The 12,463-nt window shown below is 63.1% G+C and carries 8 protein-coding genes; 4 read left to right on the forward strand and 4 right to left on the reverse strand.

What is annotated here, in order from left to right; all coding sequences use genetic code 11:
• Nucleotides 1–148: 148 nt before the first annotated feature.
• Nucleotides 149–1,504 (forward strand): substrate-binding protein, encoded by a 1,356-nt coding sequence (locus ACYJ11_RS06220; protein WP_461647110.1) that lies wholly within the window; start codon nucleotides 149–151, stop codon nucleotides 1,502–1,504.
• A gap of 265 nt (nucleotides 1,505–1,769) precedes the next feature.
• Here ACYJ11_RS06220 and ACYJ11_RS06225 read toward each other — a convergent pair whose 3' ends face one another.
• From ACYJ11_RS06225 to nasA, 3 genes are all read right to left on the reverse strand, one after another.
• Nucleotides 1,770–3,536 carry a nitrite/sulfite reductase gene (locus tag ACYJ11_RS06225; protein ID WP_461647111.1) on the reverse strand — a complete coding sequence of 589 codons (1,767 nt, stop codon included), beginning with the start codon at nucleotides 3,534–3,536 and terminating at the stop codon, nucleotides 1,770–1,772.
• 514 nt (nucleotides 3,537–4,050) lie between these two features.
• A complete protein-coding gene (locus tag ACYJ11_RS06230) occupies nucleotides 4,051–5,373 on the reverse strand; it encodes an MFS transporter (protein ID WP_461647112.1) in 1,323 nt (440 codons plus the stop codon).
• A gap of 320 nt (nucleotides 5,374–5,693) precedes the next feature.
• Nucleotides 5,694–7,754, reverse strand: a complete 2,061-nt coding sequence (nasA, locus tag ACYJ11_RS06235) for an assimilatory nitrate reductase NasA (protein WP_461647113.1) — start codon at nucleotides 7,752–7,754, stop codon at nucleotides 5,694–5,696.
• A gap of 222 nt (nucleotides 7,755–7,976) precedes the next feature.
• Here nasA and hemL point away from each other — a divergent pair, with 222 nt between their 5' ends.
• Both hemL and ACYJ11_RS06245 read left to right on the forward strand, forming a co-directional pair.
• On the forward strand, nucleotides 7,977–9,314 hold the full coding sequence (gene hemL / locus ACYJ11_RS06240; protein WP_461647114.1) for a glutamate-1-semialdehyde 2,1-aminomutase: 1,338 nt from the start codon (nucleotides 7,977–7,979) through the stop codon (nucleotides 9,312–9,314).
• A 1-nt stretch (nucleotide 9,315) separates the two neighbouring features.
• Entirely contained in the window at nucleotides 9,316–10,119 is an 804-nt protein-coding gene (locus tag ACYJ11_RS06245) for an HVO_0234 family beta-propeller protein (protein WP_461647115.1), read from the forward strand.
• Nucleotides 10,120–10,166: 47 nt separating this feature from the next.
• On the opposite strand, the gene ACYJ11_RS06250 is transcribed toward ACYJ11_RS06245, so the two are convergent.
• Nucleotides 10,167–11,276: a PAS domain-containing protein gene (locus ACYJ11_RS06250; RefSeq protein ID WP_461647116.1), complete on the reverse strand. Its 1,110-nt coding sequence runs from the start codon at nucleotides 11,274–11,276 to the stop codon at nucleotides 10,167–10,169.
• Nucleotides 11,277–11,513: 237 nt separating this feature from the next.
• Here ACYJ11_RS06250 and ACYJ11_RS06255 point away from each other — a divergent pair, with 237 nt between their 5' ends.
• Nucleotides 11,514–12,368: a ribose-phosphate diphosphokinase gene (locus ACYJ11_RS06255; RefSeq protein ID WP_461647117.1), complete on the forward strand. Its 855-nt coding sequence runs from the start codon at nucleotides 11,514–11,516 to the stop codon at nucleotides 12,366–12,368.
• Nucleotides 12,369–12,463: the final 95 nt, after the last annotated feature.

The raw sequence follows: 12,463 nt of genomic DNA on the forward strand, positions 1-12,463 counted from the left end.
TCTCGTTCTATCGTACGGCCAGCGGTGCTGTAATCGCCGAGAAACCGATCAGAGGCTCGTTATTACCAGCTACTGTCATAGTCTGTTCCAATTAGCTTCTATTATACTTGAAAAAGTATTATATATATTTACCATCAAAAGAAGCGGTATGGGATTGGAAAGAGGGGGCGTGGCAGTGGACAGGCGGTCGCTACTACAGCTTGCCGGTGGGGTCGGTACCGCGGGGATCGCCGGGCTGGCGGGGTGCCAGGGCGGGGGTTCGAAGGCCGAAAACACACCGGAGCACCCACCGCTCGGGAACTATCCGGTCGGCGGAGACGCGGTTACGCTCGGCTTCAACGTGCCACAATCCGGGACCTACGCTGCCGAAGGGCGCGACGAACTTCGGGGATATGAGCTCGCCATCAAACATCTCAACGAGGGCGGTGGCTGGGTCGGCCAGGGCTCCTTTGACGTACTCAGCGGCGACGGCATGCTCGGAAAGACTGTCGAGTACGTCACTGCAGACACGGAGACGAAGCCGGATGTCGCGACGGACAACGCCGAAGAGATGATCGAGCAGGACGACGTCGTCATGTTCTCCGGCGGCTCGTCCAGTTCCGTCGCCATCGCTCAGCAGGAGGTCGCACAGGCCCAGAAGGTCCCGTACATGTGCTGTCTGACCCACTCGAACGATACGACGGGAGCGGACTGTGTACGGTACAGCTTCCGGGAGATGTTCAACGCGTACATGACCGCACAGGCGCTGCTTCCGGTGCTCAAAGAACGGTTCGGCCGGGAGGCTCAGTATGTCCAGATCTACGCGGACTACAACTGGGGCAAGACCATGGAATCGTCGATCCGGGACTTCTTCACGTCGAGTGGCTGGATCGAACTCACGAGCATCCCGACACGTCTCGGCACGACGGACTACGAGGAGCCGCTCAAGCAGGCCAGGGACGCCGGTGCGGAGGTCGTCTTCCTCGACCACTACGGACTCGACGCCGCGAACTCACTGACAAAGGCGCAGGAAATTCTCCCTGACGAGGTGGGGATTGTGGTGCCGCTGTACAACCGCATCGTGGCACAGAATGCCTCAACGGCGCTCGACGGTGTCGTCGGGACGGTTGCGTGGGACACCAGCGCCTCGTCCGACCTCTCGAACGAGTTCAAGAACGCCTTCACCGCCGAGTACGGGAACGCACAGCGGCCCTCCGGCGTGGCCCATCTGGCCTACGCACAGACGCTCCAGTACGCCGCGGCTGTCGAGCGAGCCGGCACGTTCTACCCGCCGGCGGTTATCCGAGCGCTGGAAGACCACGAATACTCGGTTGGGCTGGGCAGCCAGACGATGCGGCGCTGTGACCATCAGGCCCAGCGTGGCGTGCCAGTGGTCGAAGGGCTTCCCGAGTCCGAGCAGTCCCTCGGTCGGTTCTACGACCTTCTCAGCGTCACGAAAGCGGTCGGATACGACTGTGACGGCGGCCCGGCCGCCGAGTGCGATCTCGGAGACTACGGGGACTAGAGCCGGAGCTCGGCGACAACTATACACCCGAAAAATACAGCAAACAGAGAACCGAGCGGGGACATGGACACGAGCAGTCCCCGTCTGTCAGAGGCAGACGGACACGCCCTGAGAGAGGCGCATCACGTCGCCGAAACCGGCCGTTCGGAGCCGGGGCCGCGTTACTCCAGTAGCTCCGGTGCCGCGTCGTATGCCACCCCCTGAGCCGCGGATTCCGACGGATCGTCGCCGTCGTTGTCAATCGAATAGTCTGTCTCAGCCATAGTCAGTCATCCGCCGAAATCGGCTGACCCTCGGCGTCGGTCGGGGCCGGGCTGTCGCCGTCATCGAAGGGATACCACGACTGCTTGCCGTCGGCCAGGCACGGGTCGGTGTACCCCTCGACTTCGTGGGGTTCGGCCAGTTCGACGATTGTCTCGTGGCCGGTGGCATCGACCCACTCCCGGAACGTCTGGCCCTCGGAGCGGAGCGCGGCGTAGGCCTCGACGATATTGGCGATCATGCCCGGTACCTCGTCGGCGGGGACGCGCTGGCGGACCCACTCAATGAACGTCGGCTCCTCGCCGATGCCGCCGCCGACGCCCACGTCGACGGCTTCGACCATCTGGCCGTCCTTCCGGGCGCGCATCCCCTGCAAGCCGATGTCGGCCGTCATCGCCTGCCCGCAGTCGGCCGTACAGCCCGAGAAATGCATCTTGATGCGGTCCACGTCGTCGGGCACGTCAATGTTGTCTCCGAGCCAGCGGAGCAGGCGGGCCATGCGCGCTTTCGTCTCCGTGAGTGCCAGCGAGCAGAACTCCGTCCCCGTACAGGCCATCGCGCCCTGAACGAACGGGTTCGGCTCGGGTGAGTGCTTCTCCAGCAGCGGCTCGTTGAGGAGGTTCGAGAGGTTCCCGTCCGGCACGTCCATGATGATCGGGTTCTGCCGGCGGGTCAGTCGCACCTCGCCGGAGCCGTAGGCGTCAGCGAGGTCCGCGAGTTCGATGGCGTCCTCGGCGGCGATGCGGCCGACCGGCACCGAAAGCCCGACGTAGTTCTTGTCGTCTTTCTGGTCGTACACGCCGATATGGTCGTGGGCGCCGTGTTCGGCCGACTTGCCGGCGTTGTACGTGTACGCCCCGCGGAAGTCGGTGCCGGCGGTTTCGAGTTCGAAGTCCAGCCGTCCGTCGAGTTCCTCCCGGATAGCGTCGGTGCCGTGTTCGTCGACGAAAAAGCGCGCGCGGTTCTTCGAGCGGTTCTGGCGGTTGCCTTCCTCGTGGTAGTACTCGACGAACGCCCGGACCGTCTCGACGGCGTGTTCGGGCCGGATGAACAGGTCGAGCGGACGGGCCTCGCGGGGTTCGCGGCCGCCGAGGCCGCCACCGACACGGACGTTGAACCCCTCGACTTCCTCGCCATCAATGATCTTGTGGGCCGGCTCCAGCCCGATGTCGTTGATGCTGTCCTGGGCACACCCCTGCTTGCACCCCGTCACCGAGATGTTGAATTTCCGGGGCATATTGGAGAGGTCGTTGTCGTCGCGGATGGTCTCCTGAATCTCGTCGAGAATCGGGCGGGACGCGACGTACTCCTCGGCCTTGCCGGCGACCGGACAGCCGGAGATGTTGCGCATCGTATCCCCGCCGGCCGAGCGCGAGGAGACGCCGACGGCTTCGAGTTTCTCCCAGATCTCCGGGATGTCCTCGAGCTTGAGCCAGTGGAGTTGGATGGACTGGCGCGTCGTGAGGTCGATCCAGCCGTTCCCGAACTCGGGGTTCTCGGCCGGTCCCTTCGCGTAGTCGCGAGCGACCTCGCCAATGGCCCGGAGCTGGTCGGGCTCCAAGACGCCGCCGCAGTTGGTCAGCCGCATCATGAAATACGACTCCTGCCCGCCGCGGTGGTGGAACACCCCCCAGAATTTGAACCGCGAGAACCACTTCTCGCGCTCGTCTTCAGGGATGGAATCCCACCCCTTCTCGGCAAACTCCTCTAGTTTCTCCCGTACTTCATCACCGTACAGCTCCGCCTTGTACTCCTCTTTCTTATGTGCCATCGTCAGTCATCCTCAGTTCTTAATGGATGTGCTGTTTTCTCGCTCATAGTTATCCGAACGTCCGCTAATTCACGTCTGAATACTGATGTTGATTCCTTATAACCCTATTCGTTAAAGAAATAAAGGGGTGTATCACTTTCGACAACAGCTGTCCAGAATTATACCGTCTGAGAGGTGTTTAAGGAGGTAATACAGCAGGGCGGCGAGACGCGAAAATCGCAAGCAGGCGAAGTGATACGTCGGCAGACGACAGGGCTGTGACCTAGTTGTGGTGTGGGACCGTGATTCGGCTGCTGGGACGGCGGCTGCGGTTTTGCGGTGTCAGCAGCGCGCACCAGAGCAGCGTTTGTGCGCCCCGAGACATCGGCTGTCGAGGGTCAGTCGAGCGGTTCGTGGGACAAGCCGATTCCCACAGGAGTCGTATCACAGCCCCCGATACAGAGTCCGCGTGAGAAACCGACGGTCGTGGCTGCCATCTGACGGCCACGACCGTCCGAAGTTACAGACAGGGGAGTCAGTCGTCGCCGGAGGCGACGGTGGTGCCTTCTTGCGTGCTTCCGACGAAGCCGGCCGTGTTAGCGACTTTCGCGATTTCCGGCTGGAACACCCAGGCGGACAGCAACACAATCGGAATCATGGTAACGGCAGCTACGGAGTACCCGATGTGAAGGTTCGCCAGCCACGGCGCGGAGTAAAACAGCGGGTAGACGATCCCGCCGACAGTGCCGACGCCGCCGACGACGCCCGCGACCGAGCCCGAGTCGTCGGGGAACATCGCAGGTACCTGCGCGAATATTGCGCCTTCGGCCCACGCACAGCCCGTGCCCACCAAGAAGCCGATCACGACGGCGTTCAGCAACACCCCGGAAAGGCCGGCCAGCGTCATGGCGAACATCATCAGCACGATGAAACAGAGCCCGAGGAACGTCCACTGTTCGCGGTACTGGCCCTCGAAAAAGGGCAGGATGTTCTTCTCCTTGCGGGCCAACAGGTCGCTGCCGTAGCCACCGAACGGCCGGAGCAGTCCCGCTGCAATCGAGAACGTCGCGGCGAAGGTACTCGCGATGACGAGGTTATCCTGATTGAACGCCTCGCGGTAGTAGGTGGCGAGCCACCCGTTCATCGACAGTTCGAGGCCAAAGGACATGATGTACGCGGCGGCGAGGACGACAGTGCCGTATCGCGTGGCCGTGTGCAGCCAGCCTTTGAAGTTGGTATCCTCCTTGGTCGCCTGACGTTTCGCCTCGGTCTTCGCGGCCTCGCCGAGCGTGTAGTAGGCGATTGCGAGGAGGATAGAGACGATGCCGGTGTAGAAGAACGCGGCTCGCCAGTTAGTCGAGAACAACGGGCCGCTCCAGCCGGAGCCGAACACGCGGGGGAGAATCAGTGCGCCACCGGCGGCACCGGCGTTCCCGACGCCGGCGTAGATGCCCTCCGCGAGGCCGAGGTTCTCCTCCTCGAACCACTCGGCGACGTGCTGGATGCCGATGACGAACGTGATGCCGGCCGTCGCCACGATGAGGCGCAACACGAAGAACACGGAGTAGTCCTGTGCGAAGGCACTCCCGATCGAGAACACGCCGACGTACGCCAGCACGATGGCGAAGATGGCCGGCGCACCGAATTTATCGGAGAGCCAGCCGGTGAGCATCCGTCCGAACGGGGCCATCCAGATAGCCGAACTCGCCAGAATTCCGATCTCTGCAGTCGTGAGCCCGAACTCCTCAGCCATCGGACCGGTAAACGGCGCAAAGGAGAACCAGATGAGAAACGAGAAATTGAACCCGATAGTCGCCAGCAGCAGCGTCCGGTACTTCGTCATCTTGATCAGTCCCATGCCGACACCTCGGTTACGGACTGACCATCATCCACGATTATTAACGAGTCTTTGTCCACCAATTCGATTTTATTTTGGATGTGTGCCCACATCAGTACATCAAGTCCGAAAGTCCCACCATTTAATAACAGTAACCCTTTACAGAACGGCTATTCCAGTCTGCTTGAGTGGATAGACCGCAAATATATCATCGGATATCCCCTGTTTAAGGACATTGAACGCCCAGCGGATGCGGGAATAACTGGACATGTTTGGAGTGATTCGAGCGAGTTCCGAGAGCCGTGTGTTGGTTGCCCGTCAAGGCTGCGCCCGACAGACGCTCAGTCGGCCGTGGCCGGCGGCAGTTCGGCCTCTGGGGCGACGAGGCGAGCAGCACACTGCTTGAAGTTCGGCTCGTCGGACTGGGGGTCCCGGTCCGAAAGCGTCAGCCGGTTCGTCGCCGGATGGTGAATCGGGAGCCACACCATCCCGCGGGGGACGCCCTCATCGCGGTCGATGTCGACCGTCGCGGAGCCGCGGCGCGTTTCGATGGTCAGCGTCCCGTCGGTGACGAGCCCGTTGTGCTCTTCGACCGTTTCGGGGTGGATTCGGGCCACCAGCGGCCCAGCCTCGCCCCCACGGGACCGAACGCCGGTGTTGTACCCGTCGGCCTCGCGGGCGGTCGTCAGGGTCAGCGGGTAGTCCTCGTCGGTCGGTTCCGGGAGCGACCCTTGCCGGCCGGTCGAGAACTGTGCGCGGCCGGACGGAGTCGGGAACGACCACGACTCGTCGTCGTGGTAGCGGTAGCCACCGGCGCTTTCCTCGTCGGGCGAGGGCCACCGGACAGCGTGAACCTCGTCCAGTCGCTCGTAGGTGATGCCCGAGCAATCGGCGACCGTCCCTTCGGTGAGGGCGGTGAACTCGTCGAACACGGCCGACGGGTCTGGCGATGTGCTCCCGAACAGCCCGGGGAACAGCCGTGAGCTGATGGTGGCGATGATGTCCAGATCCGGCCTGACGCCGCTTGGTACGTCGGTCGCCGACCGGACCCGGGAGATGGTCCGCTCCATGTTCGTCGTCGTCCCGTCGCTTTCGCCCCACGTCGCGGCGGGCAGAACCACGTCGGCAATCTCGGTCGTTTCGGTGTGGAAAGCGTCCTGCACGACGACGAAGGCGTCTTCCAGTGTCTCGCGGACGCTCTTGGCCTCGGGCATGCCGGCGACGGGATTGGTGGCGACAGCCCAGACAGCTTCGGGTTCGCCTTCGAGCATCCCGACCGGACCGGGACCGGTGTCGTCGGGGAGGCGGTCCACTGGCACATCCCAGTGGTCGGCGACGGTACGGCGGTGGTCCGGGTTCTCGAAAGCCCGCTGACCGGGCCAGGTCCCTTTCGATGAGCAGATACGGGTCCCCATCGAATTGGCCTGGCCGGTCAGCGAGAACGGGCCGCTACCGGGCCGGAGGTTCCCCGTCGCCAGCGTCAGGTCGATAAGCGCCCGGGCGGTCTCAGTCCCCTGGACGTGCTGATTGATGCCCATGCCCCAGTAGATGAGCGCCTGCTGGTCGAGTGCGTCGGCCAGCAGGTCCACGTCGGCCATCTCGACGCCGGCCTCGTCGGCGGCGTCGGCAGCGTCGGGCAGGGTCGCGAGCAAATCCTCGAACCCGTCGGTCGCTTCGTCGACGAACTCGCGATCGACACGCCCTGTTTCAACGATTCGGGCGAGGACAGCCCGAGCCAGCGCGAGATCCTTGCCCGGGGCAGGCGCGACGTGGTGCTCGGAGTTCTCCGCCGTCTCGGAGCGGACGGGGTCGACGACGATGATTTCAACGCCGTCTTCGTCGGCGGACTGCTGAATCCAGCGGAACATGACAGGATGGGCGACTGCCGGGTTCGCCCCCCAGACGACGTGACGGTCGGCATCGCTGATGTCGGCGTACGTACACGGCGGCGCGTCGCTGCCGAAGGCCTGGTAGTAGGCGGTGACGGCACTCGCCATGCACAGCGTCGTGTTGGCGTCGTAGTTTCGCGTGCCGAAGCCGCCGCGGGCGACCTTCCCCAGCGCGTAGGCGGCCTCGTTGGTCTGCTGGCCGCTTCCGAGGACGGCGACGGAATCGGGGTTCTGCTGATGGACGGCCTGAAGGCCCTCCACGGCGCGGGCCAGGGCCACGTCCCACTGGGTCTGGCGGAGTTCGCCGCCGCTTCGGACCATCGGCCGGGTGAGCCACTCCCCGTCGGGAGCCTTGCTCTCCCGGAGGCCGCGTGCACAGGCGAGACCCTGGCTGACTGGATGCGCGGCGTCGCCGCGAACAGCGTCGATACCGTACCCCTCGTCAGCGCCCTGATGCATGTGGCCACAGCCAACGGCACACCGCATACACGTCGTCGGCACCCAGTCGCTCACAGCCCCTCACGCGCCGTTCCGACGCCCGTCTGTCCACTGTGATATGATATTTCAGTACGTTCGGATAGCATTCTCGTACTTACGTAGATGAACACACACTTTATAACAGTGACTCTTTACGAAATACTTATTTCAACGGTAAGTCCGTGACGTACGTCCACCAAGTCGATTGCACCGCCAGGTAACAACAGTTTCTTTCTGGCAGCGGTCAAACGGCAGCGTATGAACCACGAGCAGTCACGAGCGCTGTACGACCGCGCCCTGTCGGTGCTGTCGGGCGGCGTCAACTCCTCCGTGCGAGCGACGCGGCCCTATCCGTTCTTCGTCGAGAAGGGGGACGGCGGGCACGTCATCGACGCCGACGGGAACCGATACATCGACTTCGTCATGGGCTATGGTCCGCTGCTGCTGGGCCACAGCCTGCCCGAACAGGTCCAGTCGGCCATCCAGCAACACGCCGCCGAAGGGCCGATGTACGGCGCACCCACTGAAGTCGAGGTCGAACTGGCCGAGTTCGTCACCCGGCACGTCCCCAGCGTCGAGATGCTCCGGTTCGTCAACAGCGGGACCGAGGCAACGGTCTCGGCGGTCCGACTTGCTCGTGGCTACACGGGACGGGACAAGATCGTCGTGATGCAGAGCGGCTACCACGGCGCACAGGAGTCCACGCTGGTCGAGGGCGAGGGGGACCACACCGCCCCGTCCAGCCCCGGCATCCCCGAGAGCTTCGCCGAACATACGCTGACTGTCCCGTTCAACGACGAAGAAGCCGCCCATGAGGTGTTCGAGGAACACGGTGACGACATCGCCGCAGTGCTCACCGAACCCATCCTCGGGAACTACGGCATCGTCCACCCGATTGAGAGGTACCACGAGACCCTGCGCGAACTGTGTGACGACCACGGCTCCCTGCTCATCTTCGACGAGGTCATCACCGGCTTCCGAATCGGCGGTCTGCAGTGTGCGCAGGGCGCATTCGACATCGACCCCGACATCACCACCTTCGGGAAGATCGTCGGCGGCGGCTTCCCGGTCGGGGCCATCGGCGGCAAAAGCGAGATCATCGAGCAGTTTACACCCGCCGGCGACGTGTTCCAGTCCGGGACGTTCTCGGGCCACCCCGTGACGATGGCGGCCGGCCTGGAGACGCTACGGTATGCAGCTGAACACGACGTATACGACCATGTCAACGACCTCGGCGAGCGGCTCCGAGCGGGCCTGCAGGACATCCTCGAAGACCAGGCTCCCGAGTACACCGTCGTCGGTCGGGATTCGATGTTCAAGGTCATCTTCACCCGCGACGGCCCTGATTCCTTCGACGGCCACTGCGAGGCTGGCTGCCAGCAACAGGAGTCCTGTCCGCGGTTCGACTACTGTCCGAAGACCGGCCACGACGTGACACAGGCCGAAACCGAGCGGTGGGAGCGGCTGTTCTGGCCCGCGATGAAAGACCAGGGCGTGTTCCTCACGGCGAACCAGTTCGAGTCACAGTTCATCTGTGATGCCCACACAGGTGAGGACATAGAGAATGCGCTCGAAGCATACAAAGAGGCGATATGAGGTGAGCGACGACGACATCGCACTGTCCGAGAAGCGGATGTACGGGGCGAAACGACCGGAGACCCACGCGTACGTCGCGTCGGGACTGGGCGTCACCCGCGTCGAGACGGCCGGCGGCCAGATCGGCCGGTTCAGCCTGAGCGAGCGGTGCAACGCCCGCGACGTGGCCGGCGCGAGCGGCGAAGTCGCGGTCGCCACCGACGAGGACGTACTCGTGTTGACCGACGACGGTTTCGTCCCGACCGGGTTCGGGCCGGCCACCGCGGTCGGCTACGACGGCGACGGACTGCTCGCAGCCGGCGACGGCCACTTCGCTCGGTACGACGGTGAGTGGCGGGACATCGGCGCGGTCGCAGACGTCCGTGCCATCGACGGCGACCGCCTCGCTGCGGCCGAGGGCGTGTACGCCCTCCCGTCACTCGACCGACTCGGCCTTGTGGACGTGGCCGACGTGGCGGGCGACTACGCCGCGACCGAGAGCGGGCTGTACCGCTACGAAGGCGAGAGCGGCGAGTGGACCGAGGTCCGATCGGGCCACCATCTGGCGGTTGCAAGCGGCGGCGAACGCGTCCACGCTGCCGCGGCGGACGGCTTGTACGAACTGGCAAACGGTGCGTGGGAGCCCTGTTCGTTGCCGGCCACCGAACGCGTCGTCGGCGTGACGTACGGCGACGACACCTACGCTATCACCGAGAACGGGACCTTCCTCGTCGCGACCGCCGCCGAGGCGACCGCCGACGGACAGGGGGGCTGGCGACAGCGCTCGCTGGGCGTCCCCGACGTCGTCGGTGTCGCCGTGGCCTGATATGGCTTCACAGTAGACCCCCTACGTTGACCGGTGACCATGCTTTCTTACTGCGGTACATGCTGTTCGTCGGTTTCTTTCAGAATAATCCCATACCCTCGGAGCGCCCCGGACTCATCAAAACTCGCAGAGAGCGTCATGTCTGCCCAGCAGTGGGTGCCGTTCTGTCGGATCTGTAGTCCGTCGTGGGAGGCAGACCCCGATGTTTTCGCTGTATCGAGGAGTTGCTCTGTGAGGTCATTCGCCGAGTCTGACCCCTCGAAGAGCGTCGAAACATGCGCTCCAAGGATTTCTTCCACATCGTAGCCCGTGAATCGTCGGGCACCGTCGTTCCAGCGCGTAATGTAGCCTTCGTGGTCAAGGGTGAAGAAGGCGCGGTCGGTCATAGCGTCGGTGAGAACGTCAAACTGAGTGCTCTGTCCCGTCAACTGCGTCCGTTCGGGGGTGATGTCCCGCGCCGTACACACGATTACCCCGTCGTCAGCGTGAGCCAGGCGATGGTTCGTAACGAGCCTGTTTCCGTCTTTCATCAGTCGAACTGTTTCGCCCGACCAGTACTCGTTCTCTTTGACCGCTGGGATGATGTCGTTCTCTAGCCGGTCCGCTTCATCGTCGTGGTACAGAATTGTCCAGAGCTCGCCGGCCAGTTCATCCTGCTCGTAGCCAAATAGGTCCGCAAAGGCAGGGTTCACATACGAAAACGTCCCGTCCGGGTCGATGAGGCTGATCCCTTCGCTGGCAGTCTTCATTGCCCTGTAGCTACGGTCGATTGTACGGACGGCACGGTAGCGTTCGACAAGGTTCGTAATTCGATTGGCCAGGATTGCGTACTGTTCAGTCCCGTGCTCTTTCTGGATGTACTCCGTCACGCCGGCAGTAATAGCTTCGCTCGCGATCTCTTCGCTCCCTTTGCCAGTAAAAAGGATGAACGGCAGGTCAGGATACTCTTCGCGGACTGCAGCCAAGAACTCCAGTCCGTCCATTACTGGCATATCATAGTCCGAGACGATACAATCGATGTCCTCCGCCCGAAGAATCGCAAGGCCGTCAGTTCCGCTGGTTGCCGTTTGAACTTCGAACCGTTCGTTTTCCTGTTCGAGAAACTGGGCAGTCAAATCCGCAAAATCGGGTTCGTCATCCAGATGTAATACCTTCATTATTTTGGAGGGACTGCTCTGTTCGTACTTTGGAATCGGACAGAGATAAATACCTCATCTAGTTGTAAATAATATTATGGTAATATATCCTTGTGTCCCAGAATTGGCATGAGCACACAAGCTACATGAGTGTTGTAGCGATGTATGTCAATCATAATATATTTGTCTAAGGGGGAGAGTCAGCCACGATGTCGGGGAATCGAAAAGAGGTTTAGCCCGGACAGCCACCCACCGCACATGATTATCCCCGGGGCGGACACGCAGGCGTTCGCGGCGACCCTCGCCGAGGCGACCGGCGAGCGGCTGGGACGGGTCGAGTACGAACGGTTCCCCGACGGTGAACACGTCGTCCGGGTCCCCGACGCGGTCGCCGGCGAACGGGCGATCGTCGTCGCGTCGACCGTCGACAGCGACGCGCACCTCCAGTTGCTCCAGTTGCAGGACGCGGCCCGCGAAAGCGGCGCGAGCGAGGTCATCACCGTCATTCCGTACATGGGTTACGCCCGCCAGGACGAGGCGTTCAAGCCCGGCGAGCCGGTCTCCTCGCGGGCGATGGCCCGCGCCATCTCGACGGGAACCGACCGGGTGCTGACCGTGAATCCCCACGAGCCGGCCGTCTGCGACTTCTTCGAGGTGCCAGCTACCAACGTCGACGCCGCGAGGGTCCTCGCGGACCCGCTGCCGGACACGCTCGACGACCCGCTCTTTCTCTCGCCCGACGAAGGCGCAATCAACCTCGCTGAGACGGTCCGGGACGCATACGGCGAGGGTGAGACGGACTTCTTCGAGAAGGACCGGGACTACGACACCGGCGACATCGAGATCAGCCCCAGCGACGCGCCGGTCGAGGGCCGGGACGTGGTGCTTGTCGACGACATCATCGCCACCGGATCGACGATGAGCGAGTCCGTCGGCGTCCTCGACGACCGCGACGCCCAGCGTGTATTCGTCAGTTGCGTCCACCCGATGCTCGCTAGCAATGCCCTGACGAAGCTCAACAGTGCCGGCGTCGAAGCCGTCTACGGGACGGACACCCTAGAGCGGGCGGTCAGCGAGGTCAGCGCCGCGCCGGTCGTCGCTGACCAGTTGTAGTCACTCCTTGTTTCGCCTCTATCGAGAAGATCACTCCAACGCTTGGACGGTCGCTAAGTTCGCGGCCCTTTTTTGTCGCCGCTCGCCTGTTCTGA

Source organism: Haloarcula sp. H-GB5, assembly GCF_054850705.1.

Bases quoted from the DNA above. Each gene is read 5' to 3' on its own strand.
- ACYJ11_RS06220 (WP_461647110.1), top strand. From the start codon at position 149: ATGGGATTGGAAAGAGGGGGCGTGGCAGTGGACAGGCGGTCGCTACTA.
- ACYJ11_RS06225 (WP_461647111.1), bottom strand. From the start codon at position 3,536: ATGGCACATAAGAAAGAGGAGTACAAGGCGGAGCTGTACGGTGATGAA.
- ACYJ11_RS06230 (WP_461647112.1), bottom strand. From the start codon at position 5,373: ATGGGACTGATCAAGATGACGAAGTACCGGACGCTGCTGCTGGCGACT.
- hemL (WP_461647114.1), top strand. From the start codon at position 7,977: ATGAACCACGAGCAGTCACGAGCGCTGTACGACCGCGCCCTGTCGGTG.
- ACYJ11_RS06250 (WP_461647116.1), bottom strand. From the start codon at position 11,276: ATGAAGGTATTACATCTGGATGACGAACCCGATTTTGCGGATTTGACT.
- ACYJ11_RS06255 (WP_461647117.1), top strand. From the start codon at position 11,514: ATGATTATCCCCGGGGCGGACACGCAGGCGTTCGCGGCGACCCTCGCC.